This window comes from Paraburkholderia sp. D1E, from assembly GCF_052682275.1.
Genome location: NZ_JBQYMB010000001.1, coordinates 3817967 through 3836805, shown reverse-complemented (window position 1 = coordinate 3836805; position 18839 = coordinate 3817967). Strand labels below are relative to the sequence as shown.

The following is an 18839-nucleotide window of genomic DNA, read 5'->3' as shown; positions in this document are numbered from 1 at the left end:
CCCCGTATCCTTTGATACAGAGTTCCGGGCGGTACTTTGTCAAACTAGGCAACAACGAGACGAATTCAAGGCGACCCTCGTGCCTGCGACACGCCGCTGACTCGTTTAATTCTCACTGTGCATGTTGCGGCCCTCCCTACATCGCGGCTTTAAAGTTGAAAGGATAAGTCATGATTAAAGGCGTACCGCCCGAGGATGTCGGGCGAAACAGCATGAAAAAAGTTGCTGCCGCTAGCATGACCGGAACAGTCATAGAGTTCTATGAGTTTCTCATCTACGGAACTGCCGCAGCGTTGGTCTTCGCCAAGGTGTTCTTTCCGGAATTGGGGCAGGCTACAGGTACGGCGCTCGCGATTGCCACTCAAGGAGTAGCCTTTGTTGCACGACCACTTGGTTCAATGATTTTTGGACATTTCGGCGACAAGTTGGGACGGAAAAAAACCTTGGTTGCGACTCTCCTTCTGATGGGATGTTCCACCGTCGCAATTGGCCTTCTCCCGACCGCCTCCTCGGTTGGAATTTGGGCGCCCATTACCCTAGTCGCTCTGAGAGTTGCTCAAGGACTCGCAATCGGCGGAGAATGGGCTGGCGCAGCTCTTCTCGCCGCAGAGAACTCACCGCCGTCAAGCAGAGGGATGTACGCAATATTTCCGCAACTAGGCCCCTCGATTGCGTTCGCGCTTGCCAGTTCAACGTATTTGATCATTGCGCTTACGATGAGTGCAGAATCGTTCATCTCATGGGGTTGGCGAATTCCGTTCTTATTGAGCACGATACTTATCGTAATTGGCTTCGTCGTTCGAAGCTCGATCGAAGAGTCCCTGGATTTCAGACGTACTGTCGAACGAAAGCAAACGCTTCGCGTCCCGATTGTTGAAGTACTTCGAAAGCAGGGAAAAGAAGCGATACTTGGCGGTTTGGCAATTTTGCCGACATTTGCGTTTTTCTATGTCGGCGCGTCAAACCTAACTTCCTACGCGACGCGAGTACTCGGCCTGAGTAAGACCACCATCCTCGCAATCGGCGTTGTTTCTGGCTGCTCATGGGCGATTACCACCGTCGTTGGGTCACTCTGGTCAGACCGTGTCGGGCGAAAGACAGTGATCCTCTTCGGGGGAGCGGTCTCCTTTGTTGCGGCGTTACTCCTCTTTCCAATTATAAATCAAGCCACGCCATTATTCTTTCTGCTCGGGATGGTGCTATTGCTAGGTTCGATCGGGTTTGCTTATGGCCCGATGGGGGCCATGCTTCCCATGCTGTTTGTCACCAAGTATCGGTATAGCGCTGCAGGATTTTCGTATAGCGTGGGTGGGGTTCTTGGCGGGGGGGTCGTGCCACTGGTGGCACCTCAAATCGAACGGATTTATGGAAGTTACTCGATCGGATTATTGCTAGCAGCGACGGCCCTCTTGAGTTGCATTGCCGTTCTCGGGCTCCAAGAGGAAAACGAGGGAGAAAGTAGCATTCTTCTTCGCTCGGACTCGTTTTAGTTGTTGATTCAGGGGTGATTGATCGTCGTCTCTATTCGGATAACGTAAATGGAAAATTTCACAGATTTTCGGATTCGACTCAATTGACGCGTTTGTCTCCCAGAGTAAGTACAAATTCAAGAGATCGATCGAGTATCTCGCTGGCAAAGAATCATTTGGGACTATCTATGTATAAATCACTGACTATCAACGATTTTCTGAACCGTGCGCTCGTTGCATACCCCGATCGGGTGGCGATTGTCGACGAAGAGGTTCAGCCCGGTAGGTCTTGGGGTGAGGTGACTTACGCGGAACTCGGACGTAAGGTTCGTGCGCAGGCCGCAACTCTCGACGAGATGGGAGTCCCCGTAGGGGCTCGTGTTGCTATCATTTCCCAGAATTCTGCGCGACTTATCTGTACCTTCTATGGGGTGTCAGGGTGGGGGCGGGTCCTTGTGCCGGTGAATTTCCGCCTTGCTCCTGCCGAGATCCGTCACATCATGGCTCACTCAGGCGCGGAGGTTCTTTTGCTTGACCCTGAGTTCCGGCACCTTGCGGAGCTCGTCCCATGTCAGAGAACATTTGTCCTTGGGGACGACGATGACAGGATTTGGAGCAGCGCCGCGGACCCGGTGCCATGGGTCGAAGATGAGATGGCCACCGCCGTCATCAACTACACCTCGGGAACGACAGGGCAGCCGAAAGGTGTGCAATTGTCGCACCGGCATCTGTGGTTAAACTCCACAGTGTTTGGCTGGCAGACATCCGTCTCCGATAGGGACGTTTATCTGCATGCTGTTCAAGCATTCCACGGAAGCGGGTGGGGGCACATCTATGCCGCAACTGCGATGGGGGTCAAGCACGTAGTCTTAAGGAAGATGGACGGAACGGAACTCCTTACGCGGGTCCAGGCGCATGGCGTGACGTATCTTTGCGCCGCCCCAGCTGTGGTGAGCGCTGTCCTTGATGGCGCAAAGACCTGGAATGGTCCGATTCCCGGGCACGGCCGCTTGCGTATCATTTGTGGGGGTGCGCCCCCACCGACCCGAACAATCCAGCGCGTGCGTGACGAACTCGGCTGGGAGTTCATACAGATGTATGGCCTGACTGAGACAGGTCCGCTCCTTACGCTGAATCGCATGCGTGCGGAGTGGGATGATCTGGATTCGTTTGAGCAAGCCCGGTTGCTTGGGCGTGCGGGCGTACCGGTGTTGGGTGTGCAACTGAGAGTGGGGGCCGACGGAGAAGTGCTTGCTCGCTCAAGTCGAATTCTCGATTCATACTGGAATGATCCTGAGGCAACTGCCAAGGCACATGACGGCGACTGGTTCCGAACGGGTGACGGTGGAGTCATTTCAGACGGTTATCTTACGATTTCTGATCGAATCAAAGATGTCATCGTTTCGGGTGGCGAGAATGTCGCGTCCGTCGAGGTCGAGAATGCGGTGGCGTCGCATCCTGCTGTGCGCGACGTCGCGGTTATCGGTATTCCGGACGAAAAATGGGGAGAACTGGTAACTGCCCTTGTTGTCCTTGAGGCTGATCAGCAAGCGACTGCCGCAGAGCTTGTTGCACATTGCCGCCTGCACTTGGCTGGCTACAAGTGCCCAAAACGCATTGAGTTTCGCGATGAACTTCCGCGGAATGCTACTGGCAAGCTACAGAAATATCTATTACGCAAACCATATTGGGAAAGTCTTTCTCGCCAAGTGAATTGAAAGACGCGGCATCAAGTCAGCAGCAAAATTGATGATCTCACCTCTCGTGCCTTTTGACGGAGCGTTATTGAATAATGGAAACAACTGTGCCACTCGTGGAGCGGAAATTCTGTGACATCGCCGGGCGCAGATTGGCGTATTTGGAAGCCGGCTCGGGTCCGCCCATCGTCCTGTTGCACGGAAATCCGACCTCAAGCTATTTGTGGCGAAATATCATTCCGCACATAGCTGGCAGCGGCAGAGTCATCGCGCCTGATCTCATAGGTCACGGTGATTCGGACAAGCTTCCGGCTTCGGAAGGGTCGGCACGGTACAGCTTCGAAGTGGCATTCTCGTATTTGAATGCGATGCTGTCGGCAATAGGTGCGGACACACAGGTGACGTTGGTACTTCACGACTGGGGCAGCGCACTAGGTTTTCACTGGGCACGCCTGCATTCAGACAGGGTGAGAGGCCTTGCGTACATGGAGAGCATTGTTGCGCCATGGGCCTCCTGGGACGATTGGCCAGAGAAGGCCAGAGGAATATTTCAGGGATTTCGTTCGCCGATTGGCGAAGATCTGATTTTGCAACGTAACCTTTTTATCGAGCGCGTCCTTCCCGGATCTGTGCTGCGCGAATTGAGTAGCGAAGAGATTTGGCATTACTACGCGCCGTTTGTAAATGAGGCCGACCGTCAAACCATGCTGAATTGGCCCCGTTTACTTCCTATCGCAGGTGAGCCCGCACACATGGTTGCAGTTGTTCAGTTGTACGCCGATTGGCTGCGGCAATCCGACGTACCGAAGCTATTCATCAACGCAGAGCCAGGTTCAATTCTTGTGGGAGCTCAACGCGAGTTTTGTCGCAGTTGGCCCAATCAGACCGAGGTCACTGTTAAGGGACTGCACTTCATCCAAGAAGATTCTCCCGATGAAATTGGCGATGCCATAGCCGGATGGATTTCGGCTCTGGAATAGGGGCTTAGTCGGCAGTATGGTAAAGGGACTGTCGTTGCTTCGGCCTCGGGGCGGTGCCGGCGCAACCGATTATCCCGCGGCGGAATTGTTGTGCGACTTCGACCAGCAAATACGGTCATCGAGAAGTGCGCAACACCGGAGATAGAAGGAAGCAGGCGGCGGCGAGATTCGGGGGGATTAGCGTCGGGCGCGACGACGCTTGGGTGTCGCTGGTGTAACGTTCGGTAGATGCTGTCGTCTTTATCTAAGCATCTTAGGGCCAACCGTTTCATCGGCGGCTGGAGCGCGAAGCTCAACGGCAAGATAGACTGAACGGCACCGACGCCCCGTGTGCTCATGGGCATCCAGCCCAAGCCGCTGCAAGTGCGTTACGCTCACGTCGCACAATGAGGTCGGAAGACTTTGGCGTCACGACGTGGCGTCGATGTCGTTACCTCGATGCCAATCCAGTTGTCCGGCGAGTGCAAATGCCGCGGAGGCGAATCCCCTTGATCCGAAACACGTCGTATTGATGCTTCCGGTTCAGCCGCGGCTGACCGATATGCCGAAGCACTGACGACACTCGGGCGAGCGCGTCTCGACGACGATCTGTAGGGCGATTTTCGGATCGGAATTTGTTTCCAACATCTGCGTTGGTGCAAGCCCTTGCGTCGGCGGTTACATGGGTACGTCGTTGAGCTGTGTATAGAGATTGTTAGCGTTTACCAGTTCAGACAAGCGATCGGGGCGGTAGGTTGCCTGCATCTCCGTGATGCCGGTCACACCGGTTCGTAGTAGACTCGATCCCGTTCATCTTGATTTGATTTTCTATCTGGCGCCTTCCGATAGTTCCGCCTTCGCGTCCCACGCGCGGATGGACTGTTACTGGATCAATCGAGCAAAAAGGCCGGCTGCACTGTGTATGGGCTTCATGCTCAGGAACACCTATACCGAGGGCGATTTATGGACGTGCATTCCGTGAATGATAGTGACGACTTCCCGGGACACCCCCTGCCCGCAATTGGCATTCAACGCGTTCGCGCGTTCGACGCGACTGCGTTTGAAAAATCGGTTAGAGACATGCTTGAGGCGAGTGGCCTCGATATCGGTGCCACTCACATCAGCCGGACCGCTCAGCGCGTGCGGGAATTGTGGCAGAAGCGATTGCTGGATGGGTACGATATTAATCCAGCCGAGGCGCTCGGCTCCGGATTCGCCGACGTTCGGAGCGACATGGTGATTATTCGCGGCATCGCCGTGCATGGCGTGTGTCCACATCACCTGTTGCCATTTCGAGGAGTGGCGCATGTCGCGTATCTACCTGGCGGAAGCCTGCATGGCTTCGGCCGAATCGCTCGTATGATCGATGCGATAAGTCATCGCTACACCTATCAAGAATGGATAACAAGCGAGATCGCGAACACGCTGATCATTCATGGGCACGCACTCGGAGCAGCGTGCCTGATAAAGGCCGAACATCTGTGCCTGTTGCTGGGCGAAGACCGACGTGGCGACGAACGCGTTATCACGCAATGTTACGCGGGCGAATTCGAACAAAATATTCAGGCACGTACAGAATTCCTGCGCGCCATTGAACATTAACGGACAATCGACTTCTCATGTTTTTCTCCCTACAAAAGTTCCGCTATCCTGGAACGACGCGATAACTACCTCTAATCGTTTTCCAGCCGTCGAGACCGTAGCGGGCTCACGAATGGCCAGTTTGAGCGTTCGGTGATTTAGAGCGTATCTGGTTTTCAACCGATTGTTGTCGGCGAGCACGCGATAGTCAATGTGACTGCGCGTGAAGGTCCTCCGAGCGTTCGAGTCTATAGTTGAGACGTCCTCGCGATGACGCAACACGCATCTTAGAATTACTTCCATTTTTGTCGTTCTCGGTTGCCTTGTGATGTCGTCAGCGGGAGCTATGGCCGTAAAGCCGCATGCTGACTCTAGGTAAGGCGACTGTTTTCACGGCCGTCGCGCATGCCCTCTCAGTCATACTGATTGACGGATGCCCGCGAATAAAAAACAACGGTCGTCGTCCTGCTTTCGGGACGGACCCGGTTGCGGCTCGAATCTGCCCGCCGAGCAAGTCGTCCCGGGTGGATCGACTAATGCAACTGGAGGCAAAGTTGACCACCGTGCTGTGGGTGGGGGCATTAGAGATGGTGGAAAGCACCGTTTTCCCGAATCTTTCCGACTAAACGTGTTATACGAAGTATGTTCGTTAGGCGAAACGAAGTGTCACAGACCATCCCGTCACAGAGATGAGATTTGAGACAGAAGCTGCTAAAAATGTAATGTTCGACGGACGCAGCGATGCAACCGCGACGCCAATATGGTCAACCGGTGGCGGGACGTGGTGTGCTCATGCGGTATGATCGATTAAAAACGGCCGACTGGTTTAGGGTCGGCAAAAAGTTCTGGGGTTAGGAGAGGCGCTGCGCGTCAGAACCTGAAAAATGAGGTCAAGTCTCCGATAGTTAGCTTCAGATCCAGTTACCCTGACACATCCGGTCGAGCGTCAGTCCTGGCATCAATTGACGACCGCCCTGACGCGCACTATGTTCTGCAAAGGTTGAGCTTGTCAGTTATCGACACGCGGCCGATTTTTGATCCAGTGCGGCGAGGATCGAATTCGTGAGTTGAAGAAGTGCAGAGTGATATTCAGCGGGCAAAGGAACATCGTCCATGCGTGACATGGTATCTTCAATGCCTTCCCGAAATGACCTGGCAATGTCTTCATGCTGTGAATTTTTGAGCTGTGGCAGGACCGCATCAAAGAACTTACCCAGCACCATCGCCCGTGCGCCAAGGATGCTAATGGTCTTCGTGTTGGCTGTCACGAGCCTGCGCATGTGGTTCAGCGGTTCATTGATTTCGTTCATTTCCCAAGCCTTTTCAGAATGTCTGCCAATCCGCGTTGCCTACTTCGGTCGCGAGTGCAGTGGCCCTATCTGCGATCGGAGCTGGGGACGTCTTTGTCGACGTTGTGCGAGAGGATGCGCGAACTATAGGTGTTGACTGACGTCGTTCGTTCTGCGGGGCGAATGCTCGAGATGCCAACGGTTCCGTATTGGTGATTTTGAAGACGGCGACCGCGGCACGCAATCCCTGGACTTGCTGAGCCATTGACTGAGCAGCTGCCGATGCTTCTTCAACCAGCGCGGCGTTGCGCTGGGTTACGTGGTCCATTTGGCTGACCGCCTGGCTAACCTGCTCAATGCCGGTGCCCTGTTCTTCCGACGCCGACGAGATTTCACTCACGATGCCGGTCACGCGGTTTACCGACTGGACAATCTCGTTAATCGTGCTGCCTGCTTCTTCGACGAGCCGGGAGCCGGCGTTCACCCGGTTCACCGACTCGTCGATTAGATCCTTGATTTCCTTGGCCGCGCTCGCGCTACGCTGGGCGAGCGTGCGTACCTCTCCGGCCACGACGGCAAATCCTCGACCCTGTTCGCCCGCGCGAGCGGCTTCTACCGCTGCGTTCAGGGCGAGGATGTTGGTCTGAAAGGCAATACCTTCGATCACGCTAATAATTTCGGACATTTTGGCCGAACTTGTGGAGATTCCATGCATCGTCTGGACAACGCGGCCGACCTCTTCACCGCCGCGCTGCGCGATTCCGGACGCTGTATTGGCCAGAATGTTCGCCTGCTTTGCGTTGTCGGAATTCTGATGGACCGCGCTGGTCAGCTCTTCCATGCTGGAGGCAGTCTCTTCCAATGACGCCGCCTGCTCTACTGTGCGCTGTGACAAATCGCTGTTGCCTTGCGCAATTTGGTCGGCAGCGGTCGAGATGGACTCGGCGGAAGTCTGGATGTCCCGCACCATAGTGGTCAACTGATCTTTCATGACGCTTAGTGAAAACATCAGGCTGCTACGGTCGCCTGATCTTAGTCGAACTTCCGCGCGGAGATTGCCGGCTGCGATTTCGCCTGCCAGTGTTGCGGCATCGCGGGGTTCGCCACCGAGTTGTTTTGCTACACCGCTTGCAATGATCCATGCCAGTATCAGCGCGACTATCGTCGCGACGGCAACCAGTCCGATCACGAGCGCAACAGCATTCGAATAGGCCTGGTCCGCGGCTGCCCCTTCGCGATCCGCTTTTGCACCGTCGAAGTCAACGATGGTGTTGATATCTTTATCTATTCCATTTCGAAGAGCGAGTGCGGGACCTCGCGTGAGTTCGATTGCCTCCGTCTGTTTGCCCTGTCCGACGAGCGCGCGAACCTGCTGGTCAATCTGGAGGTATTGCGGCATCAGTGTTTGAACGTGAGAGAACGCGGCCTGTTCCTCTGGAGTAGTGATGCGCTTCTGATATTCGGCGGCAATTTGGTCGTAGTGGCGGATACTCTCTTCGATCCGGGCGTCGGCGGCCTGAATCACTGTGGGGCTTGTCGCAGTTTCAATGGCATATTCGGCAGCGCGGATGTTCAGAAGTGTAGTCTGCAGCCGCATGCTGCTGCGTATGGACGGCAACCAGTTGTTATGCAGTTGCACAACATGATTGTTTTGCGCGTTCATTTCGAACAGACTGAATGCGCCCAAGCCGATCAATAAGACGACTACGGTGAAGAAACCCACGATCAGTTGAGTCAACACCCTGAAATTTTTCAGGAATTGCACGAAAGGTCGCTCCTTATTTTGTTGGAGGCAAAACGCACGCGTCGTACTTATCACTTCGATGCGGTGCTCTTGCTGAAATACACGGAGTACACTTCTACTATGAAGGCGAGTTCGTGCGCGAGCAATGAATTCAAGCCGACAAACATACAACGGCACTTAGTGCCTTTGACTTTATTGTTAAATTTGCAAAATATTTTTTCCATGAACTCGGGCGAAGCCGCCCGCTGCGGAAGACGTCGAGGGGGTCGCTGGATATTGTGCGATTGCTGTTCGGCAGCGGCACGACTCACGTCCGACAACATGATGGACGCGCTGAATGAAGATTCGTCCGACGTCTTTCCGCTTTGCGACTATTATCGCCACACCCCGCAAAGGCCGGCTTCGCACGCGTTGTACGAAAACGTAGATCATTTGAATCTGAAGGAGCCCTGGGGGACGCTGTTCATCCGAAACTGGAATCACGAAGTCATTTCCGATCGTGCGGTGTCGCTATTTGATTCACATTTCAAGCGGATGTCTGGGTACACGATCAAGACAGAAGGGGGCATCGCGGCTGATCGACCGTAGTTCCCGACGCAACCCAAGAGAGATACGTCATGAGGAGGTTTGACTAGCGGCTCGCGCGATTCGACGATAACGTCGGGAACGATTGGTGGCACGACGTACGAGATCGTCACATGGGTGTACGGCTGAGAACACGTGACGAGCGAGCTCGAACCGGAGCCGGCCGCCGGCGGCAGGAAATCATGATTTCTCGGGCAATACCAATGAATCGCAGGACCCGTCGTATATCATCGCCTGCACTGCTTCGCGTCCGACCACGCACAGTCCGACCCCGAAGCTGGATGGCCTCATTTTTGACGAGAGCTGGCGGTACTCGTCGAACGAAACCCATCGCTATACGATGGACGAGTTCCATCTGAATCAAGTACTGGTGCCGGGTTGACTGACCAGTTTGTTTAACACTGAACCTGAGGAATTTGATCATAGTCAAGACCATCGGCGATCTCGCAGTGCTCGTGCGTTCGAAAGATGTTACTCCGCTCGGGTGGACGTTTGAGATTATGTTCGACGACGTGGAGGTGTATGAGCGAGTCCGAGACAGTCACGTTATCAACCGGGAGGACGTGGCTCACAAGTTCGACCAAGACCCGAAGAAGGTCATCGTGGTGAATTACGATGCGGCGTTGGCTGTCAAGGTTAGCTTTCCGCGATCGCAAATATTCGAATCGAAACTCGACAACGATGTCTATGGCAGCCAGCAGTACGCACCACTACTGGATCTGCAGGTTCCCGACTAATCCTCGGCGATGCCCGACTCAGATGTACTGTTCGGAAAGTTGGAAAGTGTTCTAAACGAGCGCCCGCATCGCAATGCCCACAACGCTACGCAACTGTTGTTCATCGACGCTAGTCTTGCCTAGCACGTGTAGTCCTTGGACCACGCACAACAGGAACGTGCCAACGGCCATTTCGTCGAGATGTGCTTCGAGCTTCTCCAGTTTCTTTGCCTCGAACCACCGCGGCAGTCAGATGCGTCGCCATCTGCTGGAGCGTCGCCTCGATGCGTGGCCGCATGACATCGTCGGCGGGAAGTAGTTCGAGCGCTGCGTTGGAGATGAAGCAGCCGTGCCGCTCGGTCGGTAGTGTCGCGACATGAGTGTATGGGAGCAAAGCTTGATGAAGCCCTTCGCGGGGGGAGGGCTCCGAGTTGAGCTGTTCGTTAAGTCGCGTGACGGCGTCTTTCGCATAGCTGTCAAAGGCAGCGACAAAAAGCCCGTGCTTGTCGCCGAACGCACTATAGAGACTTCCGCGAAGAAGGCCGGTAGCATCACATATGGTCTCTATCGAGGTGGCGTGATAGCCTTGTTTCCAGAATACTTGGGCAGCGCAAGCCGCCATCTCATCAATGTCAAACTCGCGGGGTCGCCCGCGTGTTCGCGAGGGGCCGAACACGGCATCTGGAACCGGGCCCGGCTTCATGCGATTGCGTGGCAAGACAAACTCCTGAATAGAGTACTGAAGCTCGACCCTGCCTAACCTGACTGGCTTCGGCGGCGTCCCGGGCGCCATTTGCTACCGGTTCAACTCCTTATGCGACGGCCCCGGGCCGTGCGGATACTATGTCATACCACCGCTGTAGCCCGGTGTGCCCAGCGGGAATTGGCATCTTCAACGCGTTGGTGGCGAAGTCAACCGTCACCAGCGTCGTGATGTCCGCGGCCGAGAATTCATCGCCGGCGACGAATCGGACCGCGCCGAGTCGATCGTTGAAGTCGGCAAAGAAGTTGCCCACACGCTGTCGGCTTCGCTCGACCAGTTCGGGAATCTGGTCATACGCATGCGGACCGGACAGGGCGCGCCCTTTCAATCCAGCGGCCGCATTGCGCACGCCTTCCATGACTGGCGCGAAACCGTCCAGTTCGGCCAGGCGCTCCCACATCGTGACGAGCGCCTTCGACTTTGCTGTGGTACCGAGCAATGGCGTCTGCGGATACGCTTCCTCCAGATAACGCCAGATGCCGGGCACTTCCGCAACAGTGGATCCGTCTGCGAGGACCAGAGCAGGCACCTGGCTGCGCGGATTGATGGCGCGGTAGCTATCGGAAAACTGTTCCTTGGCGCCCAGGTCAACCGGCCGTACCTGGATGTCGATTCCTTTCTCCGCAATGAAAATGCGTACACGGCGCGCGTTCGGGGAACCTTTCGATTCGTACAGTATCGGTGCAGCAGTTGTCACTTTGAATCCTCCTTCGGATGATTTGACTGGATGCAGGCATCTGATTCAGCAAAGTAGCTCATGGAAGCATGCAAAAAGCGCCCGACGACGCGAAGATCGATTCGGCGCTCCGCCGCCAACGCGATCGCGAAAATCACACATTGATCGCGCGTCGTTGGCAGGTGCGGGCGCAGAGCGCCTGTGCATCCCGTGGCGTCGCCAGTAGACGCCCGGTCGTCTAGGTCGTCACAACGATCTTGCCGAACTGGCTGTTGCCTTCCAGATAGCGATGTGCCTGGACCATCTCGTCAAACTTGAAGGTCCGGTCAACGACAGGCTTGAGCGCACCGCTCTCGAGTCCCTTGAGGATGTATTCAACAGCTGCTTTCCGGCTGACCTCACTGGCGCCGATGGAAGAGAGGCTGTAGACCTTGATGGTGGGCAACTTGCGCAGCAACTGCAGGATCGGTATCGGGGTTTCACCCTCGTCAAGTAAGCCATACAGGTAGACGATGCCCCGATGAGCCAGTGTCGCAATCAGCTTGGGGAAGTTTGGGCCGCCGACCGGATCGAAGATCACACGCGCACCGTTCCCGTCGGTGATCCGCATCACTTCCTGCAGCAGGTCATCCTCGTCCGTGACGATGACATGTGCCGCCCCGGCTTCGAGCAGACGGTCCCGTTTAGCCGCCGTACGCGTCAATGCGATGGGCGTCGCTCCGGCATAGTTCGCGAGTTGAATGGCAGCCAGCCCAACACTGCTGGAAGCGGCAGGAATGATGACGAAATCGCCCCTGGTCAACTGGGCATCCGCGATCAGCGCACCGTAGGCCGTCATGAACATCATCCAGGTCGAGGCGGCTTCGGCGAATGAGAGTGACGGCGGATGCTTCACGACGACGTAGTCCGGCATGAGCACGACTTCGCCGTAGGCAGAGTACCTGTTCATTGAAAACGTCGGGATCGTGCTGACCGTGTCGCCCACCGCGAGTCCCGTGACGTCTTCGCCCACGGCGTCGACAATGCCGGAGACCTCGTAGCCGAGTCCCGCAGGAAACTTGACGGGTTCGATGTACGCGTCATTGCGCCACATTACCTCTGCCCGGTTCAGGCCGATTGCCTTGACCTTGATGCGCACTTCATGGGCGGCCGGAGCAGCTATCTGTTCCTCAACGAATTCGAGAACTTCCGGGCCGCCGGCCTTTGCAAACTTGATGCTGCGTGACATTAGATTTTCCTGAGGGGAGGGAGATACTAACTATTTGGTTCCCGACTGATTTCCGATCTGACAGGAATGCGCTATAGCGCCGTGCCGATCGACCAAATACATTCCTGTGGCTACCAAAACGTCGGGATGGTTCGCCTCAGCAGCGGAGATTGGGATCAGAAAATCACCGGGCGGTGCCCTTCTGCGACAATCAGTGCCCGCTTACGTTGCAAGGTATTAGAAAGATTATCAATCAATCTGCGGAGGCCATCGTTGCCCGTTTCGATATGCACACTTTGTCGAATGTAGTTACTCGACTAGAAATGAACTCCCGTCTCGTAGTCTTGCCCGTGGACGAAAGTGTCGAACTTCTTGAGCAGGAAGGTTTCGCTTTGCTCGGCTATGGTTTTTGACATGAGTTTTCCCTTTGCAGCAACGGTGCAACGAGACGCATGGGTGAAGAACAATCATACCGAACCTTCGGAACTGATACATAGGCGACATAGGCGGGCGCGTAGATGCTTTGAATCCAAGATCCGCATGATTACGCTCCACCACATGGCGGAGTTCGCGATCGCCAACTTCGCAAGTTTGCGCAAAAAATACACATAGATCGCCCCGCGGACCGGCTGCCCGAATGTTCTAGTTCCCGGAGCTGCAAGCGCTTGACAATGGCAGTCGCCATCGATTTGGCAATCATGAAGCGGCTGTCCATCAATGTCAATGGCATACAACATTGTTTTGTGGGAAAATCGTGAGTAGGGCAGGTGAGGAGAACGATTCATGGGTGTATCAAGACAGCAGGCTGTTAAAAATCGGCAGTCGATTATTGCGGCTGCGGAAAAACTCTTTCGCAAGCGCGGAGTGGACGCGGTGGGTCTGACGGAGCTTACTAAGGCCGCAGGTTTCACTCAGGGCGGCTTCTACAACCACTTTGAGTCGAAGGATGCATTAGTGGTAGCCGTGATCGACAAAGCCATGGAGGACGGAAGAAGTCGACTGATCAAAGCGCTGGAGGAGTCGAAAGATATGGGGGCGGACCCCATCACGCATCAGATCAATTGGTATCTTTCTCCCGAACATCGCACCAACATTGATTCCGGCTGTCCGGTGTCGTCCTTCTCTGGCGATGTTCGGCGACTGAATGCAGAGGCACGCAAGTCCTACGCGGAAGGGGTTGAGACAAATCTTGAATGCCTCTCCGACGTGCTTCACGGCGCAAATAAAAGAGAACGCAGAAGGAAGGCCATCGCAGTCCTGGGTCAGTTGGTGGGGACTTTGGTGTTGTCGCGTGCACTGGTCGACGCCGATCCAGATTTGGCTGATGAAATATTAAAGGACGGTCGCCGACAGTTGTTGCTTGATTTGGCCGAATGAATTTCATCTGGAGAGGAGCAAGTGATTTTGTTTTTCGATGGATATCAATTTCTTACGGTTTTACGCCCTCAGTTCGATGAGGAGAGATAGTGATAGCGAATCCTGTTGGTCGTCAGTTTGTTGACTTGCGCTGATTCTGGCCCGCATGACGCAGTGATTGGTACCGGATATTGGTGGCCGGCACAGAACACACGGCCGGGCCGGGCAGTTAACGAAGACTGAGCTGTCGTCGTGGAAATATTGGGCGTTGTTCGGCGTTGATCAATAGTTCGATCATCTGTCGTCACTCGAGATCGCCAAGCGGCTTGATGTTTCAAGAAACGTAACCGGACGCTATATATCGGCGGCTGCACTGCGTTGCCGAGCCATGTGGGGCAGTAAAACCCGTGCAGGCTGGATGCACATTTCCCGCAATACAGGCGAGCTGATTAAAGACGGAAGTAAACCGCTCATGCAAACGGCACAGAATGCTCCAGTGTATTCACTCTGATTTTACCGTGGTGGGATCCACGGGATCTTCCGATCGAGTGGCTCTTTCGAGCGGCGCGGGTGACAAAGATAGGTAATGACCGAAAGTCGATGCATCTCCGTGCGGTCTGCGTTTGCTCTTGCTGAAGCGAACCGGTTTAACTGGAATGAGGACTGGGCGCGTCATCAATGGCGAGCGAACCAAACCGCAGGTCGCGCAGTTAGATCTAGCTGCACTCGCGCGTTCTCTTGTGCGCTTATCTAGTACAACTATTGAGATACTGTCCCGCACGCACCATCACGCGTTCGTCGCCTGGGACGGTATTTTGCACCGGTCGCACGACAAGACGAAGACCGCCATGGGCAAGGTTCGTCGTGGTAAGCGTCGGGACGTCAACGCGTGGCTTGGTTCCATGGTCGATCATTAATCTCTCGACGCAGAATCTGAAGGCATCCGAAACAAGAAAGCACGAAACAATCTTATCTTATCGCTGGTCGTTTTTGCGGTTTCGATTTTTGCAAAACAATTTTCTAATTTATTGAGTAATTTGATATGCAATTCGTCTTGACTCTTGCGCGGATTTCGCCGTAATAGAGATATCCCAATGACGCACGACGCTTGCCCGTCAGTGTGGTTCATGCGCGGTTATCTAAGCGAGCAGACCTCATGAAATTGGTTGCACTTGAGATTGATCCGAATCATCAATGGTCCTTGACACGTGCGCTTCGGCAGGCTGGCTATCACTGCCGCGGCTATCAAACGGTTCAGACGCTCATGGACAGCCCTTGGGCGGAGGAGGCCGATCTTGCCGTTATCGATGGAGATGCAATGCACCTTGACAGGCAGCTTATCGAGCGTCTGCGGCAGAGATTCTGTTCTGGCCGACCGATGCTTTTCATCGGCAGCCGGAACTACCAGTTCGATCAAGTTGTCCGGGACGAGGACGGTCGTCTCGTCGGACCCGTCTCCACAAGCAGGCTTCTCACGTGTGTCAGGACAACCCTCGCCAGGGCATGGGATAGCTACGCGAATCTCGATACGGTGCGATTCGGCCCATATCTGTTCGAACCGGAAGGGCGTAGCGCGCTGATCAGCGGTACTCGCGTCGCGTTGACGCGAAAGGAGTATCTGCTGGCCTTGCTGCTGTTTCGCAATCTCTCCCGGCCTGTTTCGCGGGTGTATATCGCGGGATGCGTGTGGCGCCATGATGAACGCATCAATACTCGTACGATGACGACGCACATCTCTGCGATCCGCTCGAAGCTGCAGTTGCGGGAGAACGCTGACTACGTGCTTATACCGATCTACAACTACGGCTATAGGCTCGATCCTGTTATCCGTTATCCATTATCCGCTAACAGGTAGCGAACTCAACGGAGACTCAGTAGTTCCGATGCTGCCCAACGAGTGCCGAGTCGATTCCGAATTTTCGGTGGAAAGAACTTCCTAGAACATTTGCCTTGGCAGAGCATGGTCCTGCAAGTCCGCGCCGCCGCTTCTAGCCGGCTGTCGAAAGCGCTCTCGCTGTGATTGTTGAACAGAATGGATAAGCTTTGAAGATAGGATTCCAACAACGTAGTGACGAAACGATTCGCAAAGCAGAGAGTTGGACAGATTTTGTGTTATGTGTAGCGAAATCGGCTTACTCCAATGTGGTCAGTCGATCATTTCGAACGTGGCTGAACAAGGCGCTTCAGCGCAGGCACTGTCATGCTCTTCTGTCATCTTGATTTAAAACCATAGCCATCCTAAAGTTCTAGATCAAAACGTGGTAAGCATATGATGAAATGTACTAGCCGTGATCGAGTTTTTTTCTATACTGATGGTTTGGGAAAATTTGACGCGGAGACCTGTATGGCGAAATCGTCGAAAATATTTAATATTCTTCAAAATGAGCTTGATCGAGTGGCGGAGCGTCTGGGTGTTAAGTCGATTCTTATCATGAGTTCCCAGAAACGGCACATGAAAGTGGAGGCGTCCGGTGGGCCGTTCGAGTCTGTCTATGCGGTTGGTGCCGAGGGGAAGAAAAGCATTGCCGGTCCGGATGTTCATGAACTGTATTGCGAGCGTGTGGTCGAATCGCGTACGGAGCTTTTCGTGCCCGATTCTCGTCAGAGCGCGGAATGGTCGGGAAATGAAGATGAAGTTGAATTTGGCTTGGTCAACTATCTGGGTTTCCCGGTGAAAGGCAGAGATGGCTCGATTTTCGGCACAGTTTGTGTGCTCCACGACGCTCCACGAGACTACAGCGCAGAAGATCGAGAGAGCATAGAAGCGATTCGTAACCGAGTGGAAGAGCTTCTGAAGCGGGAGGAATGACCCACGGTTCTGAAGACTCGGCGCGGCAGCGGCGAAGTTAGCTTTGTCGGAGTTGGTTGGCTAACGCGAAGTTGTATTGACGAATGATCCATGCCGGTGTGCAAAGCACTGGGCGAACTGCGAGATTGGCGCAGTTCGCCAATGGGTGAATGTCATCGCAGACCACATCAACGATGTCGGCGCTTCGATGACGTCGCCCTGACATTGAACCTATATTACTGCGTTCCTAAAAAAAGCGGTCGTGGGAAAATCGCACATACGTGGTGCGATCACGGCGGTACACATCAAGTTCCGCCATTATTTCGGCGGTAGTCTGCCCGACCGCTTCTTGCCGCCATTGACCAGTGCCTCGACTCACCATCGATTTTCGCCTTTTGCGTCTCAACGACTAAGAAATCGGTTCTTTTTTCCCCGCCCACTTCAGTAGCACGCTGCTCGGCCGGATAGGGAAACTGAATAAGAAGATCGTCGTGAGTCGGCGAGGAAAAAGGTTTGCGAATCTCAAGCACGGGCCACAGCAGCGATCGTTCGACGTCCTTGTGATAGCGATCGAAGGTAGTTTTCACGTCGACGATTCGAACGAGCCACGCCCGAGTCACATCTCAATCGTTGGGCGCGACAATCTGGGCAATACCGACCTTCATGCGATTTTTGCCATCGGTATCATCCAATTCGGGCTGGATGGTCAATGCTTCATTTGGATGAAGAGGGGACAATAGGACTGTCACGGCGTTTCGGCTAATGAAGAGTTCTCGTGCGCACAAAGGAGGCTGGATCAGAAAGCAGACGACACGGATCTTGAGCGAGTTCGGCGAAACTATATCGAACGGCGAAGCGTACGTCGAAAAAGGACTTTGGGGGAGCGGCGAACTGTATTTGCTATTGTGATCTGATGAATTAGCGTTGAGTCTTTTCATCTCTGATGAGATAGCGACTCATCAGGGAAAGTAAAGAAGCATCGCTTGGCTCGTCAGGATAGGTCAATTCGCTATTGTCATGCGGAGAATGGTGCGCGATGGTTGACGCGTCTCGCTTCGGACACTTCATCTTCTAAACGGTAGCACCAAGACAATTCTCAATGAATACCCGGTGCAAAAGCGTGCGGCGTGACTCGCATAACGCGAGGCGGCACATAAAGACCCGAATATTAAGGCAAATCAGTTGCAGGCCAACGTGCGTGCGTTGGGTCGCAGCGGTGTGCGGCAAATCCGCATCCGAGATTTCCAGGTCATCAGTGATAGCCCGGTGGATTTCGCCGGTTAAAACCTCGGGCCAGCTTCGCCTGAACTGCAACTGGGCGTACTGGGCAGTTGTATCACACGTATCACGCTGATTCAGGCTGCCGAGCGTGAATTGCGGATTGATTCGATCGACGTCGAAGTAACCGGCGGGCAGCATCCGCTCGTGCAGCAACCCGGTTTCGAATAGGTGCCGATTTTTCCGCATAACTTCCGCTGCACGCTCGATATCGTGTCGCCTGAGCCACCCGAAGCGATTCGCGCGCTGCATGAAGCGGTATGCGCGATTTTCAACTTGCTGAAGAATCCGCAAACGATCGTGGGCGAATTGCGGCATGTGTGTGCCTCGCGCATTCGCCTGCCCCATTGTTTCCCCCTGAAATTTAATGTTTGTGAGTTCGTGATTTTGTCAAAAATGCGTAGGCAGTGGTGCCTCTAAATCGAGCTCGGCTCGACTGACAGCTGTGCCACGTTCGCCGTTTCCCTTTAGAAAGGGCAAGGACGCATTAAACCGGCAAACAAAAACGAGAAAGAGGGAACGGCCGTGGAATTTCGGAAGCGGTTGTCGCGATGATCAAGTCCGAACGGCGCTTCAGGGTCGTTCGAAGGACTGGTACGTGCGGCTAACGGCTCTTCGCTCGCCGCACATGTCACGCATGTTGTTGCTTGGAGCCAGCATCCGTAGCACGTTGCGCCACGCCTACGCGCAAAAAAGCTCAACGGTGAGCGCGCGTTCATAGATCGAAATGT

At 54.5% G+C, this 18839-nt stretch carries 15 protein-coding genes and 1 pseudogene; 10 read left to right on the top strand and 6 right to left on the bottom strand.

Annotated elements, in window-relative coordinates:
- The first annotated feature begins 170 nt into the window (after positions 1-170).
- The 4 genes from ACUN0E_RS17245 (at position 171) to folE (ending at position 5727) form a co-directional block, all read left to right on the top strand.
- Positions 171-1490 carry an MFS transporter gene (locus ACUN0E_RS17245; RefSeq protein WP_445567369.1) on the top strand — a complete coding sequence of 440 codons (1320 nt, stop codon included), beginning with the start codon at positions 171-173 and terminating at the stop codon, positions 1488-1490.
- Between the two features lie 167 nt (positions 1491-1657).
- Positions 1658-3187, top strand: coding sequence for an AMP-binding protein (locus tag ACUN0E_RS17240; protein ID WP_445567368.1), 1530 nt, complete (start codon positions 1658-1660; stop codon positions 3185-3187).
- 74 nt (positions 3188-3261) lie between these two features.
- Positions 3262-4146 (top strand): haloalkane dehalogenase, encoded by an 885-nt coding sequence (locus ACUN0E_RS17235; RefSeq protein WP_445567367.1) that lies wholly within the window; start codon positions 3262-3264, stop codon positions 4144-4146.
- Positions 4147-5088: 942 nt separating this feature from the next.
- A complete protein-coding gene (gene folE, locus ACUN0E_RS17230) occupies positions 5089-5727 on the top strand; it encodes a GTP cyclohydrolase I FolE (RefSeq protein WP_445567366.1) in 639 nt (212 codons plus the stop codon).
- Positions 5728-6719: 992 nt separating this feature from the next.
- Here folE and ACUN0E_RS17225 read toward each other — a convergent pair.
- Positions 6720-7016, bottom strand: coding sequence for a hypothetical protein (locus ACUN0E_RS17225; protein ID WP_093647707.1), 297 nt, complete (start codon positions 7014-7016; stop codon positions 6720-6722).
- A gap of 13 nt (positions 7017-7029) precedes the next feature.
- Positions 7030-8760, bottom strand: coding sequence for a methyl-accepting chemotaxis protein (locus ACUN0E_RS17220; RefSeq protein WP_445567365.1), 1731 nt, complete (start codon positions 8758-8760; stop codon positions 7030-7032).
- 99 nt (positions 8761-8859) lie between these two features.
- Here ACUN0E_RS17220 and ACUN0E_RS17215 point away from each other — a divergent pair, with 99 nt between their 5' ends.
- Complete coding sequence (locus ACUN0E_RS17215; protein ID WP_445567364.1) at positions 8860-9327, top strand: hypothetical protein; 468 nt, start codon at positions 8860-8862, stop codon at positions 9325-9327.
- Positions 9328-9740: 413 nt separating this feature from the next.
- On the top strand, positions 9741-10061 hold the full coding sequence (locus ACUN0E_RS17210; RefSeq protein WP_445567363.1) for a DUF4387 family protein: 321 nt from the start codon (positions 9741-9743) through the stop codon (positions 10059-10061).
- Positions 10062-10170: 109 nt separating this feature from the next.
- On the opposite strand, the gene ACUN0E_RS17205 is transcribed toward ACUN0E_RS17210, so the two are convergent.
- The 3 genes from ACUN0E_RS17205 to ACUN0E_RS17195 all read right to left on the bottom strand — a co-directional run bounded on the left by ACUN0E_RS17205 (position 10171) and on the right by ACUN0E_RS17195 (position 12707).
- Positions 10171-10662, bottom strand: coding sequence for a TetR/AcrR family transcriptional regulator (locus tag ACUN0E_RS17205; RefSeq protein ID WP_445570462.1), 492 nt, complete (start codon positions 10660-10662; stop codon positions 10171-10173).
- A gap of 190 nt (positions 10663-10852) precedes the next feature.
- Positions 10853-11500, bottom strand: a complete 648-nt coding sequence (locus ACUN0E_RS17200; protein ID WP_445567362.1) for a glutathione S-transferase family protein — start codon at positions 11498-11500, stop codon at positions 10853-10855.
- Positions 11501-11717: 217 nt separating this feature from the next.
- Positions 11718-12707, bottom strand: a complete 990-nt coding sequence (locus ACUN0E_RS17195; RefSeq protein WP_445567361.1) for a zinc-dependent alcohol dehydrogenase family protein — start codon at positions 12705-12707, stop codon at positions 11718-11720.
- A gap of 762 nt (positions 12708-13469) precedes the next feature.
- On the opposite strand from ACUN0E_RS17195, the gene ACUN0E_RS17190 reads away from it, so the two are divergent.
- The 3 genes from ACUN0E_RS17190 to ACUN0E_RS17180 all read left to right on the top strand — a co-directional run bounded on the left by ACUN0E_RS17190 (position 13470) and on the right by ACUN0E_RS17180 (position 16851).
- Positions 13470-14063, top strand: a complete 594-nt coding sequence (locus tag ACUN0E_RS17190; protein ID WP_445567360.1) for a TetR/AcrR family transcriptional regulator — start codon at positions 13470-13472, stop codon at positions 14061-14063.
- A gap of 1135 nt (positions 14064-15198) precedes the next feature.
- Complete coding sequence (locus ACUN0E_RS17185) at positions 15199-15897, top strand: response regulator transcription factor (RefSeq protein WP_445567359.1); 699 nt, start codon at positions 15199-15201, stop codon at positions 15895-15897.
- A gap of 489 nt (positions 15898-16386) precedes the next feature.
- Positions 16387-16851: a GAF domain-containing protein gene (locus ACUN0E_RS17180; protein ID WP_445567358.1), complete on the top strand. Its 465-nt coding sequence runs from the start codon at positions 16387-16389 to the stop codon at positions 16849-16851.
- 284 nt (positions 16852-17135) lie between these two features.
- Here the strand turns inward: ACUN0E_RS17180 and ACUN0E_RS17175 are convergent, their stop codons facing one another.
- Complete coding sequence (locus ACUN0E_RS17175) at positions 17136-17417, bottom strand: hypothetical protein (protein WP_445567357.1); 282 nt, start codon at positions 17415-17417, stop codon at positions 17136-17138.
- Between the two features lie 523 nt (positions 17418-17940).
- On the opposite strand from ACUN0E_RS17175, the pseudogene ACUN0E_RS17170 reads away from it, so the two are divergent.
- Positions 17941-18528 (top strand): annotated as a pseudogene (locus ACUN0E_RS17170) (OsmC family protein).
- Positions 18529-18839: the final 311 nt, after the last annotated feature.